The 23,573-nt window shown below is 56.5% G+C and carries 23 protein-coding genes, 2 tRNA genes and 1 pseudogene; 13 read left to right on the top strand and 13 right to left on the bottom strand.

The window, feature by feature from the left end; genetic code table 11:
* Positions 1 to 231: 231 nt before the first annotated feature.
* From AC2FPW_RS05335 to cobA, 6 genes and pseudogenes are all read right to left on the bottom strand, one after another.
* Positions 232 to 1,065: a ferredoxin--NADP reductase gene (locus AC2FPW_RS05335; RefSeq protein WP_209504075.1), complete on the bottom strand. Its 834-nt coding sequence runs from the start codon at positions 1,063 to 1,065 to the stop codon at positions 232 to 234.
* A 107-nt stretch (positions 1,066 to 1,172) separates the two neighbouring features.
* Positions 1,173 to 1,580: a DUF934 domain-containing protein gene (locus AC2FPW_RS05330; RefSeq protein ID WP_267365587.1), complete on the bottom strand. Its 408-nt coding sequence runs from the start codon at positions 1,578 to 1,580 to the stop codon at positions 1,173 to 1,175.
* On the bottom strand, positions 1,577 to 2,338 hold the full coding sequence (locus AC2FPW_RS05325; RefSeq protein WP_480472505.1) for a phosphoadenylyl-sulfate reductase: 762 nt from the start codon (positions 2,336 to 2,338) through the stop codon (positions 1,577 to 1,579). The genes AC2FPW_RS05330 and AC2FPW_RS05325 overlap by 4 nt, the downstream gene beginning before the upstream one ends.
* Complete coding sequence (locus AC2FPW_RS05320) at positions 2,328 to 3,992, bottom strand: nitrite/sulfite reductase (RefSeq protein WP_496812785.1); 1,665 nt, start codon at positions 3,990 to 3,992, stop codon at positions 2,328 to 2,330. The genes AC2FPW_RS05325 and AC2FPW_RS05320 overlap by 11 nt, the downstream gene beginning before the upstream one ends.
* A gap of 65 nt (positions 3,993 to 4,057) precedes the next feature.
* Positions 4,058 to 4,372: a DUF2849 domain-containing protein gene (locus AC2FPW_RS05315; protein WP_267365584.1), complete on the bottom strand. Its 315-nt coding sequence runs from the start codon at positions 4,370 to 4,372 to the stop codon at positions 4,058 to 4,060.
* Positions 4,372 to 5,118 (bottom strand): annotated as a pseudogene (gene cobA / locus AC2FPW_RS05310) (uroporphyrinogen-III C-methyltransferase); the annotation flags it as partial. The pseudogene cobA and the gene AC2FPW_RS05315, both read right to left, overlap by 1 nt.
* 174 nt (positions 5,119 to 5,292) lie before the next feature.
* Here cobA and AC2FPW_RS05305 point away from each other — a divergent pair.
* On the top strand, positions 5,293 to 5,775 hold the full coding sequence (locus tag AC2FPW_RS05305; protein ID WP_267365581.1) for an Lrp/AsnC family transcriptional regulator: 483 nt from the start codon (positions 5,293 to 5,295) through the stop codon (positions 5,773 to 5,775).
* 45 nt (positions 5,776 to 5,820) lie between these two features.
* On the opposite strand, the gene AC2FPW_RS05300 is transcribed toward AC2FPW_RS05305, so the two are convergent.
* Positions 5,821 to 7,002: a cytochrome P450 gene (locus AC2FPW_RS05300; RefSeq protein ID WP_496812784.1), complete on the bottom strand. Its 1,182-nt coding sequence runs from the start codon at positions 7,000 to 7,002 to the stop codon at positions 5,821 to 5,823.
* Between AC2FPW_RS05300 and AC2FPW_RS05295 the strand changes: the two genes are divergently transcribed.
* The 7 genes from AC2FPW_RS05295 (at position 7,001) to AC2FPW_RS05265 (ending at position 14,443) form a co-directional block, all read left to right on the top strand.
* The gene (locus AC2FPW_RS05295) at positions 7,001 to 8,782 is read left to right on the top strand and encodes a sensor histidine kinase (protein ID WP_496812783.1); all 1,782 of its coding nucleotides are present in this window, start codon (positions 7,001 to 7,003) and stop codon (positions 8,780 to 8,782) included. The two genes, AC2FPW_RS05300 and AC2FPW_RS05295, sit on opposite strands and share 2 nt — an antisense overlap.
* On the top strand, positions 8,779 to 10,008 hold the full coding sequence (locus tag AC2FPW_RS05290) for a sigma-54-dependent transcriptional regulator (protein ID WP_496812782.1): 1,230 nt from the start codon (positions 8,779 to 8,781) through the stop codon (positions 10,006 to 10,008). The genes AC2FPW_RS05295 and AC2FPW_RS05290 overlap by 4 nt, the downstream gene beginning before the upstream one ends.
* Positions 10,009 to 10,294: 286 nt before the next feature.
* Positions 10,295 to 11,296, top strand: a complete 1,002-nt coding sequence (locus AC2FPW_RS05285) for a DctP family TRAP transporter solute-binding subunit (protein ID WP_209504066.1) — start codon at positions 10,295 to 10,297, stop codon at positions 11,294 to 11,296.
* Positions 11,297 to 11,412: 116 nt separating this feature from the next.
* The gene (locus AC2FPW_RS05280) at positions 11,413 to 12,090 is read left to right on the top strand and encodes a TRAP transporter small permease (protein WP_480772642.1); all 678 of its coding nucleotides are present in this window, start codon (positions 11,413 to 11,415) and stop codon (positions 12,088 to 12,090) included.
* Positions 12,090 to 13,466, top strand: a complete 1,377-nt coding sequence (locus AC2FPW_RS05275; protein WP_480505350.1) for a TRAP transporter large permease — start codon at positions 12,090 to 12,092, stop codon at positions 13,464 to 13,466. Before AC2FPW_RS05280 ends, AC2FPW_RS05275 begins: the two co-directional genes overlap by 1 nt.
* Positions 13,467 to 13,619: 153 nt before the next feature.
* Positions 13,620 to 13,931 (top strand): DMT family transporter, encoded by a 312-nt coding sequence (locus AC2FPW_RS05270; protein WP_480481130.1) that lies wholly within the window; start codon positions 13,620 to 13,622, stop codon positions 13,929 to 13,931.
* On the top strand, positions 13,928 to 14,443 hold the full coding sequence (locus AC2FPW_RS05265; RefSeq protein ID WP_267364504.1) for a nucleoside deaminase: 516 nt from the start codon (positions 13,928 to 13,930) through the stop codon (positions 14,441 to 14,443). Before AC2FPW_RS05270 ends, AC2FPW_RS05265 begins: the two co-directional genes overlap by 4 nt.
* A 9-nt stretch (positions 14,444 to 14,452) precedes the next feature.
* Here the strand turns inward: AC2FPW_RS05265 and tpiA are convergent, their stop codons facing one another.
* Positions 14,453 to 15,202, bottom strand: coding sequence for a triose-phosphate isomerase (gene tpiA, locus AC2FPW_RS05260; RefSeq protein WP_480537770.1), 750 nt, complete (start codon positions 15,200 to 15,202; stop codon positions 14,453 to 14,455).
* A gap of 149 nt (positions 15,203 to 15,351) precedes the next feature.
* A complete protein-coding gene (locus AC2FPW_RS05255; RefSeq protein ID WP_480481127.1) occupies positions 15,352 to 15,717 on the bottom strand; it encodes a HesB/IscA family protein in 366 nt (121 codons plus the stop codon).
* A 217-nt stretch (positions 15,718 to 15,934) separates the two neighbouring features.
* Between AC2FPW_RS05255 and AC2FPW_RS05250 the strand changes: the two genes are divergently transcribed.
* A complete protein-coding gene (locus AC2FPW_RS05250; protein ID WP_496812781.1) occupies positions 15,935 to 16,276 on the top strand; it encodes a hypothetical protein in 342 nt (113 codons plus the stop codon).
* A 231-nt stretch (positions 16,277 to 16,507) separates the two neighbouring features.
* Here the strand turns inward: AC2FPW_RS05250 and AC2FPW_RS05245 are convergent, their stop codons facing one another.
* From AC2FPW_RS05245 to AC2FPW_RS05235, 3 genes are all read right to left on the bottom strand, one after another.
* Complete coding sequence (locus AC2FPW_RS05245; protein WP_267364500.1) at positions 16,508 to 16,870, bottom strand: SUF system Fe-S cluster assembly protein; 363 nt, start codon at positions 16,868 to 16,870, stop codon at positions 16,508 to 16,510.
* A 94-nt stretch (positions 16,871 to 16,964) separates the two neighbouring features.
* A complete protein-coding gene (locus AC2FPW_RS05240) occupies positions 16,965 to 17,243 on the bottom strand; it encodes an NfeD family protein (protein WP_267364499.1) in 279 nt (92 codons plus the stop codon).
* Positions 17,243 to 18,133 (bottom strand): SPFH domain-containing protein, encoded by an 891-nt coding sequence (locus tag AC2FPW_RS05235; RefSeq protein ID WP_267364498.1) that lies wholly within the window; start codon positions 18,131 to 18,133, stop codon positions 17,243 to 17,245. Before AC2FPW_RS05235 ends, AC2FPW_RS05240 begins: the two co-directional genes overlap by 1 nt.
* A 175-nt stretch (positions 18,134 to 18,308) precedes the next feature.
* On the opposite strand from AC2FPW_RS05235, the gene AC2FPW_RS05230 reads away from it, so the two are divergent.
* The 3 genes from AC2FPW_RS05230 to lon all read left to right on the top strand — a co-directional run bounded on the left by AC2FPW_RS05230 (position 18,309) and on the right by lon (position 23,102).
* A complete protein-coding gene (locus AC2FPW_RS05230; protein WP_496812780.1) occupies positions 18,309 to 19,220 on the top strand; it encodes a nucleoside hydrolase in 912 nt (303 codons plus the stop codon).
* A 63-nt stretch (positions 19,221 to 19,283) separates the two neighbouring features.
* Entirely contained in the window at positions 19,284 to 20,414 is a 1,131-nt protein-coding gene (tgt, locus tag AC2FPW_RS05225; RefSeq protein ID WP_496812779.1) for a tRNA guanosine(34) transglycosylase Tgt, read from the top strand.
* Between the two features lie 279 nt (positions 20,415 to 20,693).
* Entirely contained in the window at positions 20,694 to 23,102 is a 2,409-nt protein-coding gene (gene lon, locus AC2FPW_RS05220) for an endopeptidase La (RefSeq protein WP_480537778.1), read from the top strand.
* Positions 23,103 to 23,240: 138 nt separating this feature from the next.
* Here the strand turns inward: lon and AC2FPW_RS05215 are convergent.
* A tRNA-Val gene (locus tag AC2FPW_RS05215) sits at positions 23,241 to 23,315 on the bottom strand.
* 181 nt (positions 23,316 to 23,496) lie between these two features.
* Between AC2FPW_RS05215 and AC2FPW_RS05210 the strand changes: the two genes are divergently transcribed.
* A tRNA-Asp gene (locus tag AC2FPW_RS05210) sits at positions 23,497 to 23,573 on the top strand.

Below are 23,573 nucleotides of genomic sequence, written 5' to 3'. Positions count from 1 at the left end.
GGGCACGGATCTTATCATTGACGCGCGGGCCGGTGTCTCTCTGTGGCGGCGCGTTGTGAGGTCTGCGAGCTATGGGTTCATTCCTTTGATGATTGCAGAATTTCGAGCCCGGAATTTAAACCGGGCAGAGCCGCACTTCAAGCGGCATAAATACAGGGTAATGCGAAAAAACTTGTTTTCTGCCGGTGTTTTTCGCGTTCAGGGTGGCAAAGCCCTGAACGCAGGGTTGCTTTAGCCGACAAAGGCTTTTTCGATCACGAACTCCTTGGGTTCCGAGTTGGCACCTTCACGCAATCCAAACCCTTCGAGGATTTCCTTGATATCCAGGTTGAAAGCCAGCGAACCGCAAACCATTGCACGGTCGGTTTCGGGCTTGATGCCACCGTCAATACCCAAGTCGGAAAACACGGTGCCGTCCTGAAGCAAAGTGGTGATGCGACCCATCTTTGGGCTCTCTTCCCGTGTGGTGGTCGGGTAATAGCGGATCTTGTCGGCAAATCCTTCACCGATCAGTTCGGCCAACAGTTCGTCCTGACGGATGCTGTCGATCAGCTGACGGCCATATTCCAGCTCTGCCACTTCGCGGCAGGTGTGGGTGATGATGACCTCGTCATAGTCCTCATAGGTCTGCGGTTCACGCAGCAGCGAGGCAAAAGGCGCAAAGCCGGTGCCGGTCGCAAAAAACCACAGGCGCTTGCCGGGCAGCAGGGCGTCATGCACCAATGTGCCAACCGGTTTGGGACGCAGGATAATCTGGTCACCCGGTTTGATATGTTGCAATTTCGAGGTCAGCGGGCCGTTCTGAACCTTGATCGAATAAAACTCCAGCTCTTCATCCCACGAGGGCGAGGCGATGGAATAGGCGCGCAGCAACGGCTTGCCGTTGTCACCCAGCAGACCAATCATCACAAACTCGCCCGAACGGAAACGCAGCGAGGCTGGGCGAGACACCTTGAATGAAAACAGGCTGTCGGTCCAGTGTTTGACATCGGTTACAGTTTGCGCGTCCGGCAGGACGGGGACTTTTACGGCGGTTGCTTCGCTCACGGGCTTCATCTCTGTCATCGTTTACCTGCCGGTCTGCTAAACCGACATCTCCGTTTAATCTTTGATCCAAGTCAGGAAAAGGGGACAGATTGCCCTCTTTGCGTCACAGGCTGGCAATCGCGGGATCAGCCGCGCAGGCGAGCCTGATAGTTATTCTCTTTCCAGTTCGCGCGGGCCAGCCACTGATCCTCGGGTTGGCGGTCTGCCAGTTCTCCGTCGATCTCTACCTCGTCAAAGCCGCTGCGGCGCGCCATGGCGTATTGATCGGCAAGCACATGCCCTTTGGCGCGCAGCCGGCCTTTGTAGCCCTTCAGGCGCAATGTGCGAGCGATGGTAAATCCGCGACCATCTGCGAAAGACGGGAAGTCTACCCGAACCAGCCTCGTGCCGCCCAACCGGTCAAACAGTTCGTCCGGGTCTGTCTCCGAGCTCACGTCTAGCGCGACCACGTCATTGGCGGCATCATCCAGAGTGACAAAGCCGTCGGTCCAGTCATCAGGCGAAAAGCCCTCATCCGTTACGATTACGTTCATGTTTTCTCTCCGACGCGCATCATCTTGCCATCGACAAAATGGATGCCGCATTCTTCCTTGTTCTGATCGCGCCACCGTCCGGCGCGGGGGTCTTCGCCCTCTTTGACAGGCGAGGTGCAGGGCGCACAGCCGATCGAAGGGTATCCTTTGGCCACCAGCGGATGCCGGGGCAGGTTGTTTTCTTCCATATAGGCCCGCACATCCTCGGGCGCCCAATGGGCAAGCGGGTTGACCTTGATCCGACCTGTTCCGTCCTCGACCTCGAAGAATTCCAGCGCAGCGCGCGTGCCTGCCTGAAACCGCTTGCGTCCGGTTATCCAGCCATCGAACCCCACCAGCGCCCTTTGCAGCGGGAAAGTCTTGCGCAGGTTACAACATGCATCGGTGTCGCGCAGGCGCAATGCGCCGTATGGGTCTTCGCGTTCAACCTCTGCATCCTCGGCCCGGATGATGCGAATGTTGGTAAGCCCCAGACGCTCGCTCACCTCCTGCTGGTATTCCAGCGTTTCGGTGAACAGCATTTGCGTGTCCACGAAAAGAACGGGCGTTGCCTTGTTCACCACCGCCGCCATGTGCAACAGAACGACGGATTCCGCACCAAAGCTTGAGACCAGAGCAAGCTCATCGATCTCATCAATCGCTCCATGCATGACATCATGGGCGCTGTGGTGCCGGAACCGGGCATTCAGGTCTTCGACACGTTCAGTCAGTTCGCGTCTGTCCCGGCCCAGTTCCGTCTGGATCAGGTCAAGCGGCATTTGCGCGGGCCTCGGGGTAGAGGGCGTCTTTGAACGGCGCCATGCCCACCCGGCGATATGTTTCCAGGAATGTCTCCTCTGCGCTTGCACGCTGGTTCAGATAGGTGTCGACAATGCGCTCTACGGCAGGAACGATTTCGTCATAGGCAAAGCCCGGACCAGTGCGATCACCAATTGCCGCAGTTTCGGTCGCATCGCCACCCAGAGTGATCTGGTAATTTTCCACGCCTGCGCGGTCCAGACCCAGAATGCCGATATGGCCGACATGGTGATGACCACAGGCGTTGATGCAGCCTGAGATCTTGATCTTCAGGTGGCCGATGTCATGCTCGAGCTTCAGGTCCTCGAACCGCGTTGCAATTTCCTGAGCAACCGGGATCGAACGCGCCGTCGCCAGCGCACAATAATCCATGCCGGGGCAGGCGATGATATCGCTGATCAGACCGATATTGGCGGTTGCCAGCTCGTATTCCTTCAGCTTGGCGTGAATTGCAGGCAGGTCCGATTTGTGGACGTGCGGCAGGATCACGTTCTGCTCATGGCTGATGCGCAGCTCGTCATAGGCGAACTCTTCGGCCAGATCGGCCATAACGCGCATCTGCTCGGCAGTTGCATCGCCCGGTGTTGCCCCATGCTTCTTGATCGAGATCGTGACGATCGCATGGTCCGCGTCCTTGTGCGGCGCAATGTTGGTATCGACCCACGAGCGGAAGACCGGATCGTTGGAATAGGCGCTTTCAAACGACGCAACCGAAGCCTGGCGGAAGGCAGGCGGTGCAAAGTGGCCCTTGATCTCTTCCAGCAGGTTCATATCCGCGCCTTTGAACTGCGGGCGGACCTTCAGGAAGCGTTCGTTGACCTTGGCGCGGATAGCGTCGATGCCATGCTCGTGCACGGTGATCTTGATACGTGCCTTGTACTTGTTGTCACGGCGACCAATCTGGTTCCAAACTGAAACGGTTGCTTCCAGATAAGCCAGCAGGTCGTCAAAGGCGACGAATTCGGACAATTCCTTGCCGATCATGGGCGTACGGCCAAGGCCACCGCCAACAATGACGCGCGCGCCAAGAACGCCGTCACGCTCAACCAGTTGCAGGCCGATGTCATGCGCCTTGATCACGGCGCGGTCGTTTTCACTGCCAGTGATGGCGATCTTGAATTTGCGCGGCATGAACTGGAATTCCGGGTGGTCGGTCGACCACTGGCGCAGCAATTCGGCGTAAGGGCGGGGATCAGCGACCTCATCCGCAGCGGCACCGGCAAAGTGGTCGGCGGTCACGTTGCGAATGGTGTTGCCCGAAGTCTGGATGGCGTGCATGCCAACCTCGGCCAGAGCGTCCAGCATATCCGGCACGTCGCTCAGCTTTGGCCAGTTGTACTGGATGTTCTGACGGGTGGTGAAATGGCCATAGCCTTTGTCCCACTTCTCGGCCAGCAACGCCAGTTGACGCATCTGTGCACTGTTCAGCGTGCCATAGGGAATGGCGACACGCAGCATGTAGGCGTGCAGTTGCAGATACAGCCCATTCATCAGGCGCAGCGGCTTGAATTCGTCTTCGGTCAACGAGCCGTCAATGCGGCGTTCCACCTGGGCGCGGAACTGCGCGTTACGTTCTGCCAAAAATGCTGTGTCGAACTCGGAGTAGCGATACATGTCTAGCTGTCCTTGTTTGCAGCCCCGAACCTAGGGGCCTTGAAGGGGAGAGAGGTGGCCAGAGGTCAGGCCCGGGGCTGCGGGGAAGTTTCCTGTTTGCCGTGGGCATAGTTGGACGGACCAGTCCGGCGGAAATCTTCCCGAAAATGGGTGGGCTCGGGGCCTTTTTTGCCCGCAACGGCATCGGCCAGATAAGCGCCCACGACTTTATTTGCCTGACGCGCCGCATCCAGCAGACGCACCTGTGCATGTGCTTCGTCAGTGATCAGTTCCGCTTGCGACAGATCACGCGTCCAACTGTCATCTTCGGTCTGGTAAATGACGTCACCTATCAGCAAATCATTTGCGGTGACGACTTTGGGGGTAAAAGCGCGGGCCATCAGGCAAGCTCCTTGTTGAATTCGGTTACAGCCTGCGTCGCTTCGCGCGGGGCAAGGCCATAGAATGTCAGGGCTGGTCCGTCCATTTCGGCGGTGGCCAGGTCGGCGGGCAGTTGATCCAGTGTGGTGGCCAGAATCCGCTGGTTCGGGCGCGAGGCGTTTTCGACCAGTGTGACTGGAGTGGCGCGATCGGCACCGTGCATGATCAGGCGACCCTGGATAAAGCGGGCAGATTTCTTGCCCATATAGATCGCAGCAACCGAACCGGCCCGTGCCAGTGCATTCCAGTCATGATCGGCAAAACCTTTCATGTCATGCCCGGTCAGGAACCGCACCGAGGAATTCCGGCCGCGTTGAGTCAGGCTTTGGCCGATACCAGCCACCGCGGCAGAGGCCGCCGTGATACCGGGAACGATCTGCCACGTGATTCCAGCCGCCTCGACGGCCTCAATCTCTTCATCCAGACGACCAAAGACAGTGGGATCGCCGGACTTCAGGCGGACCACGCGGTTACCTTTCAGGGCATATTCGACCAAAAGAGCGTCGATATCACTTTGCTTCCAGGATGGGCCGAACCCGACTTTGCCGACATCAACCAAAGCGGCGCTTTGACCGGCTATGTCCAGAACGGGTTTACTGATAAGGCGGTCATGCAGCACAACATCAGCCTGCTCAAACGCAGTCAGCGCCTTGAGTGTCAGCAACTCGGGGTCGCCCGGACCTGCGCCGACAAAGTCGACATGCCCTTTGGTGCCTGTTGTGCGAACGTCCTGCATCGGATCATCTCGGGTGTGGTTTGACTTGACCCTCAATATAGGAAATATTCCCACCAAAGCGCCATATAGGCGCTCAAATAAGGACAAACGTTCCATCCAAGCAAAATTTTGGAACGAAAGCTTCGATGTGGAAGGAATATTGGAATGTCGGTGCGGATAGATGATACGGATCGGAAAATTCTGGCCGAGCTGCAACGTGATGCAGGGCAGTCACTGGACGAAATAGCGGCTCGGGTCGGCAGTTCAAAGACGCCTGTCTGGAATCGTATTCGTAAGCTCAAGAGTGCGGGAATCATTGGTCAGCAAACGGTTTTGCTGGATGCCGAAGCGCTTGGGTTTGAGGCGACTTTCTTTGTTTTGATCCGCACGTCGGAACACGAGGCTGAGTGGCAGCGCAAGTTCCTTAAGGCATTGCGCGAACATCCCGAAGTGCAGGAGGCGCATCGGCTGGCAGGCGACATTGATTATATTCTCAAGGTTCGGGTCAAGAACGCGCGCGCCTATGATCAATTCTACCAGTCGCTGATTTCGGAGGTACGGGTGCACAACGTGACCGCGCTTTTGTCGATGGAAGAAATCAAGTCCACAACGATGCTTCCCCTCAACGCATTGGTTGAAGGGGCATAGAAGGCAGGTGCTGCCAGCGCCGGATCGATCCGCGCCATATACAGGTCAGACCTGAACCATTAACCGTTCCAGACCATGGAAGTGATAGCTGTCTGAATAGGTCGGCGGATCGGCAAGCCGCAGGTTCGGGCAGCTGTTGAACAGAATGGGCAGAGCTATGCGCATTTCCAACCTTGCCAAAGGTGCGCCGACGCAAAAATGGATGCCTCCACCAAAACTTGTGTTGACCTCAATCGAGCGCGTCGGGTCAAACCTTTCGGGTTCATCCCAGACCGCAGGGTCGCGGTTTGCAGCGCCAAGCAAAAGCGCGACCTGATCACCGCGTCTGAACGAATGCCCAAACATATCAACGTCTTCATACGCATAACGTGTGAACATGTGTAGGGGCGGGTCATAGCGCAGGATTTCTTCAATCGTTGCGTCGATCTGGTCCGGGCCTAGAACGTCGGGGCTGGTATGTGTTTGCAACAGGGTTTTCACACCGTTCGCAAGCGAATGCACCGTTGCTTCGTGACCTGCATTCAACAGCAAGATGCATGTTGCGACCAGTTCGTCGATAGACAACTTTTCGCCTTCCTCCTCGGCGCTGATAAGCCGGGTGATCAAATCGTCACGCGGATCGTTGCGTCGCTGGTTAATGTATCCCAACAGGAAATCCGTGAACTCCTGAGACGACTTGGCGGCCTTATCCTCGGTCGCCTGTGTCCGGTTGGCTTGATACATCGCGACCATGTCATGCGACCACTGCAACAGGTTGGGTGCCATGTCTTCGGGAACGCCCAACAGTCGGCAGATGGTTATCACCGGGACCTGAGTGCAATAAGCACTCAGCAGATCGAAAGGTGTATTCGGAAACGCCTCGACAAGACTGTGGCATAGCGATTCAATGGAAGGCTGCAATGCAGAAATTTCCCGCGACGTGAAAGCGCGCATAACAAGCGCCCTTAGGCGGGTATGTCGCGGGGGTTCAGCTTCAAGCAGCGAATGGGCTTCGATAGCCAGCCAGGGGGCCAAATGGGCGGGGCCCTGTGTCGCGCACTCAGGCGGAACTTCCCGCCCAAACCGGCGGTCGCGAAGAAGTGTTCGCACCGCATGGCAGGACGTCGCAGCAACCAAATCGTAGTCGCGCCAATAGAACAGATCACCAGCAGCGCGGGCCTGATCATAAAAAGGGTAGGGGTTCTGAACGAAACCCGGGTCTGTCGGGGATTGCGAGAATGACTTCATGCGACGCACACTTGCCACGAGCCGCGTTGAATGCAAGACCCTGTCTATGCAGAGAGTTTGGATCATTGTCGGGTTTTTGTCCGCTGTCGGGCTACTGTCAGGTTTTGTTTGGTCTTATGACTATCGTCAGGCGCTGTCTCAGCTAAGTGACAAGGCCGAAGCCGACCTTGAACTGGCGGCGGATCGGCTCAGCACCCAGATGCAGGTCTACCAGGAACTGGCGGTTCTGATGGCGACACATCCCGCCTTGCACGCGTTAGATACACCGACACAAGTACACGACGCGCAAGCGATGCTGTTGGACGTTGCCGACAAGACAGCGGCCGTCAACATGATGTACCTGGATCGCAGCGGTCGGGTTCTGGTCGCCGCACAGCCAGTGGCACAGCGAGACATGTCCGCACATCCAGCGTTCAGGCGCGCCATGCAGGGTGCGGTGGGCACCGCGCATGAGGTGGTTCCAGACAGTGGCGACCGGATATATTCCTATGCCGCTCCGACTTTTGCCGCCTCCGGGCAAGTCGAAGGTGCAGTGATGGTGGTTGCCGATGTCCAGGACATTGAACAAACTTGGCGGGGCAGTACCGAAGCCGTTTTCTTTGTTGATTCTGACGGCGTCGTCTTCATCTCAAACCGGTCGGACTTGCTGTTTTGGAGCCGCGAGGTTGGTCAGTCCGGGCTGACACCACCAGAGGGTGCCTCGGTGGATTTTGCCGCGACGCGGGTCGGCCAGCATGAATTGTGGCGACTGAACTGGGGGCGGTATTTGCCACGCGATGCGTTGCACCTAACGCTTGAATTGCCTGTGATCGATATGACCGCCGAGGTTTTGGTGGATGTGGCCCCGGCCCGGCGACTTGCCGGGTTGCAGGCGGCGGCGGTCGCAGCGATCTGTCTGGCGTTTGGTGCGATGCTGTATCTTGCGATGGAACGGCGACGGACGCTGGCTAATGCCAACACGGTTCTGGAAAGCCGGGTGGCGCAGCGTACCCGTGCTTTGACCCAAGCAAACACCGCATTGCGCCGCGAAGTTGCAGAACGTCAGGAGGCCGAAGCAGCACTGAAAAAAGCGCAGGCAGAGCTGGTGCAGGCAGGTAAGCTCAGCGCTTTGGGGCAGATGTCGGCGAGGATCAGCCACGAACTCAACCAACCGTTGATGGCGATCCAGCAGTTCGCCGACAATGGTACGGCCTTTCTTGAACGCGGCAAAGGTGACAGGGCCAGCGAAAACCTTGGGCGTATTTCGGAAATGGCCGCCCGCATGGCCCGGATCATCAAGAACCTGCGCGCGTTTGCCCGCAATGAAAGCGAACCGATGGGCCGGGTCGATCTGGTGCAGGTTCTGAAAACTGCCGTCGAATTGACCGAAACCCGTTTGCGTGACGATGATGTGACGCTGGAATGGGAACCGGGACAGGCTGCGGTTTATGTTTGGGGGGGTGAAGTCCGATTGGTGCAGGTCTTTGTTAATCTGATCAATAACGCGGCGGATGCGATGCTGGGGAGACCCAAGCGGTACATTTCGATTGTGATGCACGAAGAAGACCGGTTGCGCGTTTCTGTGCAGGATACCGGACCGGGGATTGAAGACCCCGACCGGGTGTTCGAGCCGTTTTATTCGACCAAAAGCGTAGGATCATCTGAAGGTCTGGGGCTTGGTCTTTCTATATCATATGGTCTTGTTCAAAGCTTTGGGGGTGAAATCCGCGGGGCAAACACGGCTGATGGCGCAGTGTTTACCGTCGAGCTGGAGCCCTACGGAAAAGAAGAGGCAGCATGATGCGCAGGGTTCTGTTGGTCGATGATGACGCAGCTGTTCGCGAGGCATTGGCGCAAACCATTGAACTTGCAGATTACGCACCGACAACAGCCGGTTCTTTTGTGGCGGCCAAGGATAATATTCGGCGGGATTTCCCCGGTGTGATTATTTCGGACATTCGAATGCCCGGGCGGGATGGCTTCCACTTGTTGGCGTATGCTCGGGACATCGACCCCGAGCTTCCGGTGATCCTTTTGACCGGAGAAGGTGATATCCCAATGGCCGTAGAAGCCATGGGAAAAGGAGCGTTTGATTTTCTCGAAAAACCCTGCGCTGCGTCTGACCTGATGGACGTTCTTGAACGCGCATTCGCAGCCCGCACCCAAGTGTTGGAACAGCGCGCCCTGAAATCCGAACTTGAAAAGGGGGACCCGGCCGCACGTTTGCTGTTTGGCCTGTCTCCGCAAGCTGAGGCGCTTCGGGATCGCGTGCGGACCGTCGCACCGACGGGGGCCGAAGTTCTTGTTACCGGCCCGCCGGGCAGCGGCATATCCAAAGTAGCCGAAGTGGTCCACCTGATGTCGCCCGCTGGTCAGGGGCCTTTTGTCAAACGTCCGGCTTCAAGTCTAAGCCCCGATGACCTTGCCCGAAGCTGTGGCGATGCCGTGGGTGGTTCCCTGTTTCTGGACGAAGTGTCCGCCATGCCCCAAGCCACGCAGTTTGCGGCGTTGGAGATCATCGAGCGCGGTCCGGGGGGGCGTATTATTGCAGGAACAACCGCCGACCTATCCGCGTTAAGTTCGGAAGGGCGGTTCAACGCTGATCTGTTTTATCGTTTGGATGTGATGCGGGTGCGTGTTCCTTCATTGGCGGAACGCCCCGACGACATTCCGGTGATTTTTCGCCACTATGTGGCGCAAGCGGCCGAACAGGCTGGCATCGCAATTCCCGAGATTTCGTCCGAACATCTGGCGGCCTTGATGGCCAGCGACTGGCCGGGCAACGCCCGTTCGCTGATGTCAGCAGCAATGCGGTTTGTTCTTGGAATGCCCGAGGAGGTTACGCAGGCTACGGATCTGGGGTTGAGCGAACAGATGGCGCGGGTTGAACGATCTTTGTTGATTGCAGCTTTGGGCCGCCACAATGGAAAAGCGTCAGATGCGGCCAAGGCGCTGAAGCTGCCGCGCAAGACCTTTTACGACAAGCTGGCGCGCTACCAGATTCGTCCCGAGGATTACCGCAGATAAGCAGGAACCGGATTGGCGCATCTGATTCGAAGAAGTGATTCGGAAATTGTGCGGAAATCCGCACAAGCCGCTCTGAGGATGTGCGAGTTTTCGCACGGCTCGGACCTGTGAAGCGCAGAACCTGAACCAGCAACGACGTAACACTTTGGTATTAAACAGGTAATCAGACACGTTCCGCAATCGCAGTCAAAAGTTGTGTGCTTTACCCTGAGTCGCTTCACTGCACGCCATACGGCGCTTACCCGGCGTCGACTGCAAGTTTCAAGGAACTCTGGGAGGATATCAGATGAAGCTTCTGACAACGGCAGCAACTGCGCTTGCTCTGACAGTAACCGCAACGGCTGGTATGGCTGCATGCGACGAAGGTGAAATCGTCGTCAAGTTCGCGCATGTGACGAACACCGACAAACACCCCAAAGGTATCGCGGCATCGCTGCTGGAGCAGCGGGTCAACGACGAAATGAACGGCACGATGTGTGTCGAGGTCTATCCGAACTCGACGCTCTACAACGATGACAAAGTTCTCGAAGCGATGTTGCAGGGTGACGTGCAACTGGCCGCGCCCTCGCTGTCGAAGTTCGAGAAGTTCACCAAACAGTTCCGCCTGTTTGACCTGCCGTTCATGTTCAAGAATGTCGACGCTGTAGACGCGTTCCAGGCCTCGGCCGAGGGACAGGCGATGAAAGACAGCATGCAGCGTCGTGGCCTGCAAGGTCTGGCGTTCTGGCACAATGGCATGAAGCAGATGTCGGCCAATAAGGCTTTGGTTGATCCGTCGGATGCAAACGGTCTGAAGTTCCGCGTGCAGTCGTCAGATGTGCTGGTGGCACAGATGGAAGCCATCGGTGGTAGCCCGCAGAAAATGGCATTCTCGGAAGTGTATGGCGCGTTGCAACAGGGCGTTGTGGACGGGCAAGAAAACACCTGGTCGAACATCTACGGCAAGAAGTTCTTTGAGGTGCAGGACGGTATCACCGAAACCAACCACGGCATCATCGACTATCTGGTCGTGACATCGGTGGATTGGCTGGACAGTCTTGATCCGGCGGTGCGGGACCAGTTCCTGACTATTCTGGCCGAAGTTACCGAGACCCGGAACAAAGAAGCCTTTGCTGTGAACGAAGCGGCCAAAGCGTCGATCATCGATGCAGGCGGTGTCATCCGTGAACTGACCCCTGAACAGCGTCAGGCCTGGGTCGACGCAATGAAACCGGTTTGGGACAAATTCGCCGGTGACGTGGGTCAAGACAAGATCGACGCGGCGCAGGCCATCAACGCCGGATTCTGATCCCGTTCAAGACCGCGCGTCCGGGGACTGGGGAGTATTCGACGCGCAGGCCGGGCGGGCTGAAATGGCCCGCCCCATTCTCAACTCTCTCTTCAATAAAATGCGGGGACTGAAAGATGTCTGGTGCGAACTCCGGCCAGGGCGGGCTGATCGACCATATCGAAGAAACCCTGATCGCGTTGCTTTTGGGCCTTATGACGGTCGTTACATTTGCCAACGTGATCGCGCGGTTTGTCTTTAATTCAAATATCCTATGGGCGCTTGAGTTGACAGTGTTCACGTTTGGCTGGCTGGTGTTGCTGGGCGCGTCTTACGCGGTCAAGAAACATGCTCATCTGGGTGTGGATGCAATCCTGAACATGCTGGCGCCAGCACCGAGGCGCATTATGGCGCTGGTCTCGGTCGGGTTCTGTCTGATGTTCTCGCTGCTGATGCTCAAAGGGGCATATGACTATTGGGCCGTCTTTGCAGATCTGCCGCCAACATCGGGCCGCTGGTTCCCGACCGGGTTTGATTTCGGCGCACGCAGCCAGAGTTTCTACGAGGTAGACGACATCCCCATGGTCGCTCCGCTGCGCTTTCTGGAAGACCTGATCAACTATGGCGAGGGGTATGAAAAACTGCCCAAGGTCGTACCTTATCTGGTTCTGCCGGTGTCCATGCTGCTGCTGGTGATCCGGTTTACGCAGGTCGCCGTTCAAATTTGGCGTGGTGAGACCGATCGCCTTGTCGCCAGCCACGAAGTCGAGGACGAGATTGAAGAAGTCCGCGCACAACAAGGGGTGCATGACTGATGGACGTTATCCTTCTTTTCTCGATGGTCATCGGCCTGCTGCTGATCGGGGTTCCGATTGCGGTAGCACTTGGCCTCAGCTCGACCCTGTTCCTGCTGATCTATTCCGACAGTTCGCTGGCTTCAGTTGCAGGCACGCTGTTTGAGGCGTTCGAGGGGCATTTCACCCTGTTGGCGATCCCGTTCTTCATTCTGGCCTCGTCCTTTATGACGACAGGTGGTGTAGCGCGTCGGATCATCCGTTTCTCGATTGCTTGCGTGGGGCATCTGCCCGGCGGCCTGGCGATTGCGGGCGTGTTTGCCTGTATGCTGTTTGCCGCGCTGTCAGGATCGTCCCCGGCCACGGTTGTGGCGATCGGGTCGATTGTCATCGCAGGTATGCGCCAGGTTGGGTATTCCAAAGAGTTTGCCGCCGGTGTGATCTGTAACGCGGGTACGCTGGGCATCCTGATCCCTCCGTCCATCGTGATGGTTGTGTATGCTGCCGCCGTCGAAGTTTCAGTTGGGCGCATGTTTCTGGCTGGCGTTATTCCCGGTCTGATGGCTGGCTTCATGCTGATGATCACCATCTATGTCATGGCAAAGGTCAAGAACCTGCCCAAGGGTGAATGGAAGGGGTGGGGTGAGGTCTTTACCTCGGCCCGCGAGGCCGGTTGGGGCCTGTTCCTGATCGTTATCATTCTGGGTGGCATTTACGGGGGTATCTTTACCCCGACCGAGGCTGCCGCGGTTGCTGCCGTCTATGCCTTTTTCATCGCCAGTTTCGTCTACAAGGACATGGGTCCGCTGAGTACGGAAGGGGACGCACAGAACCTGCCGCTGCTGAAAAAGCCTTACGCGTTGGTCACTGCGTTCTTTCACCCGGATACCAAGCATACACTGTTCGAGGCGGGCAAGCTGACGGTGACGTTGTTGTTCGTGATCGCCAACGCGCTGATCCTTAAGCATGTTCTGACGGACGAACAGGTGCCGCAGCATATCGCCGAGGCGATGCTGACCGCAGGGCTAGGGCCGGTGGCATTCCTGATCGTTGTGAACGTGATCCTGCTGATCGGTGGCCAGTTTATGGAGCCGTCGGGCCTGTTGGTGATCGTCGCACCGCTGGTGTTCCCGATTGCCATCGAGTTGGGCATCGATCCGATCCATCTGGGCATCATCATGGTGGTGAACATGGAAATCGGAATGATTACGCCTCCGGTTGGTTTAAACCTGTTCGTAACCTCGGGCGTTGCAGGTATGCCAATGATGAGCGTTGTGAGGGCAGCGCTACCGTTCCTCGCTGTTCTCTTCGTCTTCCTGATTATGGTGACGTATATTCCGTGGATCTCGACATTCCTGCCCAACACCTTCATGGGCCCGGAAATCATAACCAATTAGGTGGTTTGACGATGTACGTAGCCGGGCGGTTTCGACTGCCCGGTTTTTTCGTATCTTGAACCCCGGAATCAAGTGCTTAACTCGGGTTCAGAGGACGACCTCCCCATAATGGGACATCTTTCGGGACGACCCGAACGAATACGAGGTTGTCATATGCCCTGGATCTTTCTTCTTTTTGCTGGCCTGTTGGAGATCGTCTGGGCTGTAGCGATGAAGCAATCGGCTGGTTTCACCCGATTGTGGCCTACGGCCTTGATGGCTCTTTCGATGATCGGGTCTTTCGGCCTGTTGGCGCTGGCAATGCGCGACCTGCCATTAGGCACGGCTTACACCATCTGGACGGGTATCGGGGCAGTGGGGGCGTTCTGTGTCGGTATCCTGTTTCTGGGTGAAGCCCTAAGCCCTGCGCGGATTCTCGCGGCCCTTCTTATCGTGTCAGGTCTTATCTTGATGAAGCTGGCATGAGCCCTTTATTGACCAAGCTATTGCGCTTGGGCAGGGTTCAGGAAACACGGGAAATGGAGACCGGAATGCTGACCGAGACCGACAAGCGCCTGCTACGCGTTGCTTATGACGAGGCCAAAGCCGGGTTTGACGAAGGTGGATGCCCGATCGGGTCAGTTCTGGCGCGGGGTGGCGATATTGTTTCACAAGGGCGTAATCAACGTGTGCAGGGCGGGGATCCGATCGCACATGGCGAAATGGATGCCTTGCGCAAAGCGGGACGTCAGAAAACCTATCGGGATACGGTTCTTTACACGTCGTTGTCACCTTGCATGATGTGCTCGGGCACTATCGTTCAGTTTGGTATCCCGCGTGTGGTGATCGGCGATACCCAGAACTTTGGTGGCAACGAAGACTTCCTGCGCGAACGCGGTGTCGAGGTGGTGATAGCCAACGATCCTGACTGCATCGCACTGATGCAGCGGTTCATCGAAGAAAAGCCAGAGCTTTGGGCCGAAGATATTGCCGAGTAAAGGCGAATCCTAGACGCTCTCCAGCGCCTGAATAATGCCCGTGAAATCCCCGGCCTTCAGACTGGCGCCACCCACAAGCGCACCATCGACATTTGAAACCGCAAAGATCTCCGCCGCGTTGGAGGGTTTGACCGACCCACCATACAGAAGACGGACAGAGCGGCCCACACCTTCGCCAAAGCGGCGCTCTAGCCGAGCGCGGATGAAGTCGTGAACTTCTCCGATCTCATCAAGCGTCGGAACCTTGCCGGTGCCGATGGCCCAGATCGGTTCATATGCAATGATCAGGTTCTCGCCGGTTGCCTGATCCGGGATCGACCCCGACATCTGACCGCCGATTATGTCGAGCGTATTGGCCGCCTCGCGTTGCTCCAGACTTTCGCCTACGCAAATGATCGCTTTTAAACCCGCGTCCATCGCTGCACGGGCCTTGGCGCGTATATCCTCGTCATGCTCTTCATGGTCTACGCGACGTTCGGAATGACCCAGGATGACTGACGTCGCGCCCGCGTCCAGCAGCATCTCGGCGCTGATATCGCCTGTATGCGCGCCCGCGCTTGCCGCGTGACAATCCTGCCCGCCAACGGTAACTGCTGACCCTCGTACGGTGTCTGCGGCACGGCTGAGCAATGTTGCCGGAGGGCAGATCAGGATATCGACCGAAGCGTCTGGGTGAGACTTGCACAGTGCTTCAAGCTCGCTCAGCGCAGCACCGGTTCCGTTCATTTTCCAGTTTCCTGCCGCAAGCCTGCGCCGCATACCCGTATCTCCCTGATCATTCGATGATTTAGGATGCGGATATCATTGTCGACGCGATCTTACAATTCCACGGATCGGGTGAGTTCAAGCGCTATGATCGACAATACTGCGTTCTGTCTGGCCCGTGTCACGGGATTATCCGGCGCAAACTAGGATTGCTGCGTGATGCTTTCATCGAATTTGATGGATTCACCGCAACCGCAGGCGTCGACGACATTCGGATTCCTGAACTTGAATCCTGATTCCAGCAACGACACCTCGTAATCGATTTCAGTGCCGAACAGGAACATCTGCGCCATTGGCGCGATCATGACGCGTGCTCCATCCTGTTCGACAACTTCGTCATGCGGATCGGCTTGATCGACATATTCCATGGTGTATTCCATGCCCGCACAGCCGCCTTTCTTGACGCCAATGCGCAAGCCAGCGTGGCCACCCGAGTTCATCAGGCGGGTGATTTGTTCTGCGGCTTTGGGCGTCATGGTCACAGCCTGCTTGCCGGGAATGCCGAACATGTAAGTCTCCGTTGTCGCGCGTTGCGTTTAATTTAGGGCTCAGGAGGTCAAGGCTCAAGACGGTGTGTTATAAAGAGTTTTATCCGGATGAAACAACCCGGCATTCAGAATGGGTTCGCTGAAGATATCCAACCGTGAGACCGTGGAACTGAATGGGTTCAAGTTGGTCAGCCGTTAACTCGGTTTGCTTTGAAATACTATCAGAAAGGATAATATTGTGAATGAGTTACAGGCGATTGATAATTCGATCTTGATGCGCGCGGTGCTTACCATTGCAGTTCTTCTGTTTGTTCCGGATGATGCGGCGGCCACCAATGATGGAGAGAGGCATCCAGTAAACTGCGCGACCGCCGAGGGCGATCTGCGCGCCATCGCGGCCGAGAAAAAGCACGCGCAGGACCAACAGTTGGAAAGTGTTGCCGCCATTACTCCTGCCGGGGCACTTTTGGGGCTGGTCACAGGAACGGAACACAAACGGCTGCAAATGCTGTCGGGCGACTACATCAATCAACTTGACGCCAGATCTGCGGAGATCAAAAAGACTTGCAATTTGAACTGATTACCCGACGTTTGGTGGTTTGGATAAGAAAAAGGACCGTTCTCGGGCAAGAACGGTCCGTGTTTCGGGGCCGGAACTCGGGGGGCGGTCAAATCATGTCTGGCCCGAGGCACGACACCGATTGGTGCCGTCCGCAGGTCTTTTCCCGTATCATTGTGACAGGGACTGCACGAGCAGGTAACAAAAACGCCAATGTTTTGTGACAAATACCCGGGAAACTGTGGCAGGTGCCTACATAAATCCCAGTTCCAGACGCGCTTCGTCTGACATCATTTCCATACCCCAGGGCGGCTCCCAGGTCAGTTCCACGTCAACCTCTTTGACGCCTGCAACAGGCTCGATCGCTTCCATGATCCATCCGGGCATGTCGCCGGCAACAGGGCAACCGGGTGCTGTCAGCGTCATGATCACCTTCACGGCGTTGTCCGAGGAAATGTCGATCGTGTAGATCAGGCCGAGGTCATAGATGTTCACCGGGATTTCCGGGTCATAGACTGTGCGACACGCCTCGACCACGGGCTCGTACAGGGGGTGCTCAATGGTTGACGGCGCAATCAGCGGTGTGCCTTCAAACTGTTCGCTTGGGTGAGTCATCTTTGCCTCGGGTCAGTTGCCTGAGCGATTATATAGGGAATAGGAGCAACAGGGTCCAGTAGGGCGGCGGCGCCGATTGGGGCGCCGCGGCAATTTAGTCGTTGATGTCGTGGTTGAAAGTTTTGACCTGACCGTTCGGCAACGCAAACAGTTTCCGCAAAACAAGCCACGCAATCAGTGACATCACTGCAAAGATCAGCGCCAATACATTCAAAGACAGAGCCATTCCGGGTACGGCAAGGATAAGCCCCGTGACTGCGGCTCCGATTGCAAAGCCCAGAAAAATGAAACCGGGCAGGAAAATCTCAAGGATACCCAGCGCCAATGCGGCGGCCAGCCAGATCCACCAGGTCAACCAGAAGGGGTCAGCCATCACTTTCCTCCTTTTAACATTTTGAACGCGTCACCGAAGGCTTCCAGTGCGTTGGCAGGCACAACAATGGTTTGCTTGCCAGTACCGTTTCCAAGCGCGTTCAGGGCTTCAACCTGTTTCAAGGCAACCTGATACTGAGCAGCTTCGATGCCGTTATCCTGAATGGCCTTGGCGACAACACCGGTGGCGAACGCCTCGGCTTCGGCCTGAATACGCCGCGCCTTGGCGGTTTGTTCAGCCGCGTAAAGCTCGGCGTCGGCATGCAGTTCGACAGCACGCTTCTTGCCCTCGGCTTCTGTCACCTGTGCGCGGCGGGCTCGTTCGGCGTTCAGCTGTTGCAGCATGGCGTCACGGGTGGCCTGATCCAGATTTACGTCCAGAATCTCGGCGCGGGTGACTTCGATACCCCAGTCATCGACAGCTGTTTCAACGCTTTCCTGAATGCGCGTGATCAGTTGGGACCGGTTCGACTGAACCTCATCCAGATCCATCTTACCAATCTCGGCTCGAACGATCCCGGCAACAGTGGTGGCAATCGCGCCATCTACGTCGCGAATCCGGTAGACCGTCTTTTCAGGTTCGAGAATACGGTAGAAGACCGATGTATCGATCTGCACCAGAACGTTGTCCTTGGTGATTGCGTCCTGCGTCGCGTTTGGCAGCTGGCGTTCCAGGATCGAGATCTTGTGACGCGCAATGTCCAGTAGCGGGACAATAAAGTTGATGCCGGGGCCAAGCACGGAATGCAGGCGCCCAAACCGTTCAACTACGTATTTTTCGGACTGAGGCACAATCTTGATGCCTTTGAAAATGATAACAATTACCAGCACTGCAGCCAGCAGGTAAATGATGTTTGACGAAAGCAATCCGATGATTTGGTCTTCGGTCATACTGTCCTCTTATTTTTGTGTACTATAGTATACATGTGGCGATTGAGTCGCCCGATTTCAACTCTGGTATGAGTGGAAAGCAGCCCCATGCAAATGCTCCAACTGTAAAACGCTGTATCGAAAAATAGTGCTGTGACCGCTTTGCATCCCTAATTGTTTGCGGTATCGGGCTTGGATGAAACTGATAATCGATACAGATCCTGGCATCGATGATGCCATGGCAATCGCCTATGCCGCCGCAGCGCCCGAGATCGAGCTGATCGGCCTGACCACCGTGTTCGGAAACACGCATGTTCATCAATCCAGCCGCAATGCCCGGTTCCTGCTTGATAAGCTGGGTTTGGATCTGCCTGTCGCTGAAGGGGCTGCGGTTGCCCTGGGTGCCGATACGCATTCGCCCTCCGAACATGTGCATGGTCCCGAAGGATTCGGTGACCTGACTGAAATTCCCGAAATTGGAAGCAACCACGCCCTGCCAGCTGCTGAATTTCTGGTTGATATGGCGCGAACCCACAAGAAAGAGCTGGTGGTGTGCGCCGTGGGCCCCCTGACCAACATCGCCAACGCCATTCGTCTGGATCCGGAATTCGCCGACAATCTGGGGCGTTTGGTGATCATGGGCGGGGCGGTGTACTGCCCTGGTAATATTACAGTACATGCCGAAGCCAACATCTATCATGATGCGATTGCCGCTGAAGAGGTCTTTGCCACACCGCCGGAAACCGTACTGGTCGGCTTGGATGTCACGCTGAAAACGCTCTACGAGACTGCAGATTTCGAAAGCCTGGCAATGCGATCACCTGACATGGGGTCCTTTCTGCGAGATATCTCTCGCTTTTACCTGAAGTTCTACAAGGACGTCGGTGGTCTGGAGGGCTGTGGCCTGCACGATTCGACGGCTGTGATTGCTTGTTCTCATGGTGCTATGTTTGACATGGTCGAAACGGGTCTGCGGGTCGTCATCGAAGGCGACCAGAAGGGTGCGACGCGACCTGATCCGGAACGTCCCGCAGTTCGGGTCTGCCGCGACGTGGATGGGGCAGGGGTTGTTCAACTGTTTACAGACCGTGTTGCCTCGCTACCCTGACGGGTTGCAAAGACCGACCGGATCGGGCAAAGCCTGCCCGGTTCGGCGACCCGAGGCGATGACATGACCCAACAGTTTTCTTTTGATCTGAAAGCCACAGACGGCAAAGCCCGGACCGGTGTGATCAGCACACCGCGCGGCGACGTGCGAACGCCTGCCTTTATGCCGGTTGGCACTGCGGCAACGGTCAAGGCGATGATGCCGGAAAGCGTTCGCGCGACGGGGGCAGACATCCTGCTGGGGAACACCTATCACCTGATGTTGCGTCCGACCGCTGAGCGTATTGATCGACTGGGTGGACTGCACAAGTTCATGAACTGGGATCGGCCCATTCTGACAGATTCCGGCGGATTTCAGGTCATGTCGCTGGCCGGTTTGCGCAAGCTGACTGAAAAGGGCGTGACTTTCAAATCCCATATTGACGGGTCAAAGCACGAATTGACACCGGAACGGTCGATGAAGATCCAGCGCCTGTTGGGCTCGGACATTGTCATGTGTTTCGATGAATGCCCTGCGCTGCCAGCGGATCGTGACCGCATTGCCGAGTCGATGCGCCTGTCGATGCGTTGGGCCGAACGGTCGCGCGATGCGTTTGGCGATCGTCCGGGGCATGCGCTGTTTGGCATCATGCAGGGTGGGCTTGAAAAAGATCTGCGAGAAGAAAGCGCCAAGGCGTTGAAATCTATTGGTTTCGAAGGCTATGCGGTTGGTGGCCTGGCCGTCGGCGAAGGGCAGGAGGCCATGTTCTCTTGCCTCGACTATGCCCCCGATTTCCTGCCATCGGACAAGCCGCGCTATCTGATGGGCGTTGGCAAACCCGACGATATCGTCGGTGCTGTTGCCCGCGGGATCGACATGATGGATTGCGTGTTGCCCTCGCGGTCCGGGCGTACAGGGCAGGTTTTCACCCGCTACGGTGTGGTGAACATCAAGAATGCCCGTCACGCAGACGATCCGCGGCCGCTGGACGAACGCTGCACTTGCCCGGCTTGTTCGAATTATTCCCGCGCTTACCTGCACCACGTGTTCCGTGCGAATGAGATGATTTCCGGCATGTTGCTGACATGGCATAACCTGCATTATTTTCAGGAGATCATGGCCGGCATGCGCGACGCGATTGCCGCGGGTGCGTTCGAAGTCTGGCAGGCCGATTTCCACGCGCAGCGCGCGCAGGGGGATATCGAACCGTTGTGATGTTTTGCCGCCTCCAAGGCGAAAACGGCCAGTTCTGCGCAGCCGGGCTGTTTTCTGGCGACTGATCGCGCAAGACCGGGGCGTATTCTACTATTTTGGTGGATATGTTTCCGGCACGCCTTGCAGTCTGCCAAACCTCGGTTCATTCTGATTGGTGATACATGGCGGTAAGGTTGAAAATGGGCGATGAGGCCCCACCTTTATCGTCCAAGACAGGAGACGGACAAATGTTGCCTCGATGAGGGACAAGTGCCGTCTTGCCAATGATAAGGATAGAGCATGCAAGAGCCTCTGAATTCCTCCTACCCCGTCCTGCCGCTGCGCGATATTGTGGTGTTCCCACATATGATCGTGCCGCTTTTCGTAGGCCGTGACAAATCGGTCCGCGCGCTGGAAGAGGTGATGCAGGATGACAAGCAAATTCTGTTGTCCAGCCAGATCGATCCCGGCGTTGACGATCCGGATGAAGAAGGCATCTACCGCACCGGCGTTCTGGCAAATGTGCTGCAACTGCTGAAGCTGCCCGATGGCACGGTAAAAGTGCTGGTCGAAGGGCAGGCGCGCGTTCAGATCACCGAGTTTCTGGAGAACGAAGAGTTTTTCGAAGCCCGCGCGGAATACCTGACCGAAATTCCCGGCGACGTCACCACGACCGAAGCACTGTTGCGCACTGTCGCGGACGAGTTCGAGCGTTACGCCAAAGTGCGCAAGAACATCCCCGAAGAGGCACTGACCGCAGTGGGCGATACAACCGAGCCTGCGAAGCTGGCCGACCTTGTGTCGGGGCATCTGGGCATCGAAGTCGAACAAAAGCAGGAGCTTCTGGAAACTCTCAGCGTCAGCGAGCGGCTTGAGAAGGTCTATGGCCTGATGCAGGGCGAGATGTCTGTTCTGCAGGTCGAGAAGAAGATCAAGACCCGCGTCAAATCCCAGATGGAGAAGACGCAGCGTGAATATTATCTGAATGAGCAGATGAAGGCCATTCAGAAGGAACTTGGCGATGGTGAGGACGGCAGCAACGAAGTTGCTGAACTGGAAGCCAAAATCGCCGAGACCAAGCTGTCGAAAGAAGCGCGGGAAAAGGCCGAGGGTGAGCTTAAGAAGCTCAAGAACATGTCGCCCATGTCGGCCGAAGCCACAGTTGTGCGCAACTATCTGGATTGGATTCTTGCTCTGCCTTGGGGCACCAAATCCCGTGTCAAAAAGGATTTGGGCCGCGCGCAGGAGATTCTGGACGCCGACCATTATGGGCTTGAGAAGGTCAAGGAACGGATCGTTGAATACCTTGCGGTTCAACAGCGCTCGAAAAAGCTGAAAGGGCCGATTCTGTGCCTTGTCGGCCCTCCAGGCGTGGGTAAGACCTCGCTGGGTAAGTCGGTTGCGAAGGCAACCGGGCGCGAGTTCATTCGCATCTCATTGGGTGGTGTACGCGACGAATCCGAAATCCGGGGCCATCGTCGGACTTACATTGGCTCGATGCCCGGCAAGATCATCCAGGCGTTGAAGAAGGCGAAAACCACGAACCCGCTGATTTTGTTGGATGAAATCGACAAGATGGGGCAGGATTTCCGGGGTGACCCGGCATCCGCGATGCTTGAGGTGCTGGACCCCGAACAGAACAACACGTTCATGGACCATTATCTTGAGGTTGAATATGACCTGTCCAACGTGATGTTCCTGACCACGTCGAACAGCTACAACATGCCCGGGCCTCTGCTTGACCGGATGGAGATCATCCCGTTGGCCGGTTACACCGAGGACGAAAAGCGTGAGATCGCCAAGCAGCACCTGATCAGCAAACAGGTCAAGAACCATGGTTTGAAAGCCAAGGAATTCGAACTGACCGATGAGGCGCTGCAAAAGATCATCCGCACCTATACCCGTGAGGCGGGCGTACGGAACCTTGAACGTGAAATCGCCAAGGTTGCGCGCAAATCGCTGACCAAGATCATTAAGAAGGACGCGGAAACCGTTAAGGTCACACCCGAAAACCTGCAAGATTTTCTGGGTGTGCCGAAATTCCGTTATGGCCTGGCCGAGCAGGACGATCAGGTTGGTGTTGTCACCGGTCTTGCCTGGACGTCAGTGGGTGGCGACCTGTTGCATATCGAAGCGTTGAAACTGCCCGGCAAAGGGCGGATGAAGACGACCGGTAAGCTGGGCGATGTGATGAAGGAATCCATCGACGCCGCTTCGTCCTATGTGCGTTCGATTTCACCTCAGATCGGGGTAAAGCCGCCGCAGTTCGACAAGATCGACATTCACGTTCACGTACCGGATGGCGCGACACCCAAGGATGGCCCATCGGCTGGTCTGGCCATGGTCACGTCGATTGTCTCGGTTCTGACCGGTATTCCCGTTCGGAAAGACATTGCTATGACCGGCGAAGTCTCACTGCGCGGGAATGCGATGCCGATTGGTGGTTTGAAAGAAAAACTGCTGGCCGCGCTGCGTGGTGGGATAAAGACCGTTTTGATCCCGGAAGAGAATGAAAAGGATCTGGCGGATATCCCGGACAACGTCAAAGAAGGGCTGAAGATCATCCCGGTCAAACATGTCTCGGAAGTTCTGGAACATGCTTTGGTGCGTAAACCGGAACCGATCGAATGGGACGAAGCCGCGGAAGAGGCCGCAGCAGCGGCGGCCGCGTCGCCCGGTAATACCGGACCTTCCGCGACCGCGCATTAAGTCTTTGGTGAGTCAAAAAAAGGCGAAGCAATAGCTTCGCCTTTTTTGTTGAGGGATGTAGTGAAGACCGCACCATGCAGCGCCAAGACGCAGCATGAAACCAGCGTTTCATTTTGGGCATCGGTGTGATCTGGAAAATGGTGGGTGATAACGGATTTGAACCGCTGACATCTTCGATGTGAACGAAGCGCTCTACCACTGAGCTAATCACCCATGGGACGGGGTGATATCTTTCCCGAGGGTTGGCTGCAAGGGAAATAGAACCCGCGGCATCCGCAAAAAATCGCGCCGTATACAAAAATCTGGAATCTGGCAAAAAACTTGAAAACGCCGCTTGACGCTGCCCGAGCGTAGCCATAATACACCCAAACGTTCAGCAATGAACATGCAGCGGGCGGTTGTAGCTCAGTTGGTTAGAGTACCGGCCTGTCACGCCGGGGGTCGCGGGTTCGAGCCCCGTCAACCGCGCCA

The sequence above is a fragment of the Ruegeria sp. SATB027 genome (assembly GCF_059613825.1).
Note: the sequence above shows the minus strand (reverse complement) of the source record. Positions and strands in the feature narration are given on the sequence as shown.

Coding starts and splice junctions, on each gene's coding strand:
- AC2FPW_RS05335 (WP_209504075.1), bottom strand. CDS start 1,065: ATGACAGAGATGAAGCCCGTGAGCGAAGCAACCGCCGTAAAAGTCCCC.
- AC2FPW_RS05330 (WP_267365587.1), bottom strand. CDS start 1,580: ATGAACGTAATCGTAACGGATGAGGGCTTTTCGCCTGATGACTGGACC.
- AC2FPW_RS05325 (WP_480472505.1), bottom strand. CDS start 2,338: ATGCCGCTTGACCTGATCCAGACGGAACTGGGCCGGGACAGACGCGAA.
- AC2FPW_RS05320 (WP_496812785.1), bottom strand. CDS start 3,992: ATGTATCGCTACTCCGAGTTCGACACAGCATTTTTGGCAGAACGTAAC.
- AC2FPW_RS05315 (WP_267365584.1), bottom strand. CDS start 4,372: ATGGCCCGCGCTTTTACCCCCAAAGTCGTCACCGCAAATGATTTGCTG.
- AC2FPW_RS05305 (WP_267365581.1), top strand. CDS start 5,293: ATGTCGGTGCGGATAGATGATACGGATCGGAAAATTCTGGCCGAGCTG.
- AC2FPW_RS05295 (WP_496812783.1), top strand. CDS start 7,001: ATGCGACGCACACTTGCCACGAGCCGCGTTGAATGCAAGACCCTGTCT.
- AC2FPW_RS05300 (WP_496812784.1), bottom strand. CDS start 7,002: ATGAAGTCATTCTCGCAATCCCCGACAGACCCGGGTTTCGTTCAGAAC.
- AC2FPW_RS05290 (WP_496812782.1), top strand. CDS start 8,779: ATGATGCGCAGGGTTCTGTTGGTCGATGATGACGCAGCTGTTCGCGAG.
- AC2FPW_RS05285 (WP_209504066.1), top strand. CDS start 10,295: ATGAAGCTTCTGACAACGGCAGCAACTGCGCTTGCTCTGACAGTAACC.
- AC2FPW_RS05280 (WP_480772642.1), top strand. CDS start 11,413: ATGTCTGGTGCGAACTCCGGCCAGGGCGGGCTGATCGACCATATCGAA.
- AC2FPW_RS05275 (WP_480505350.1), top strand. CDS start 12,090: ATGGACGTTATCCTTCTTTTCTCGATGGTCATCGGCCTGCTGCTGATC.
- AC2FPW_RS05270 (WP_480481130.1), top strand. CDS start 13,620: ATGCCCTGGATCTTTCTTCTTTTTGCTGGCCTGTTGGAGATCGTCTGG.
- AC2FPW_RS05265 (WP_267364504.1), top strand. CDS start 13,928: ATGAGCCCTTTATTGACCAAGCTATTGCGCTTGGGCAGGGTTCAGGAA.
- tpiA (WP_480537770.1), bottom strand. CDS start 15,202: ATGCGGCGCAGGCTTGCGGCAGGAAACTGGAAAATGAACGGAACCGGT.
- AC2FPW_RS05255 (WP_480481127.1), bottom strand. CDS start 15,717: ATGTTCGGCATTCCCGGCAAGCAGGCTGTGACCATGACGCCCAAAGCC.
- AC2FPW_RS05245 (WP_267364500.1), bottom strand. CDS start 16,870: ATGACTCACCCAAGCGAACAGTTTGAAGGCACACCGCTGATTGCGCCG.
- AC2FPW_RS05240 (WP_267364499.1), bottom strand. CDS start 17,243: ATGGCTGACCCCTTCTGGTTGACCTGGTGGATCTGGCTGGCCGCCGCA.
- AC2FPW_RS05235 (WP_267364498.1), bottom strand. CDS start 18,133: ATGACCGAAGACCAAATCATCGGATTGCTTTCGTCAAACATCATTTAC.
- AC2FPW_RS05230 (WP_496812780.1), top strand. CDS start 18,309: ATGAAACTGATAATCGATACAGATCCTGGCATCGATGATGCCATGGCA.
- tgt (WP_496812779.1), top strand. CDS start 19,284: ATGACCCAACAGTTTTCTTTTGATCTGAAAGCCACAGACGGCAAAGCC.
- lon (WP_480537778.1), top strand. CDS start 20,694: ATGCAAGAGCCTCTGAATTCCTCCTACCCCGTCCTGCCGCTGCGCGAT.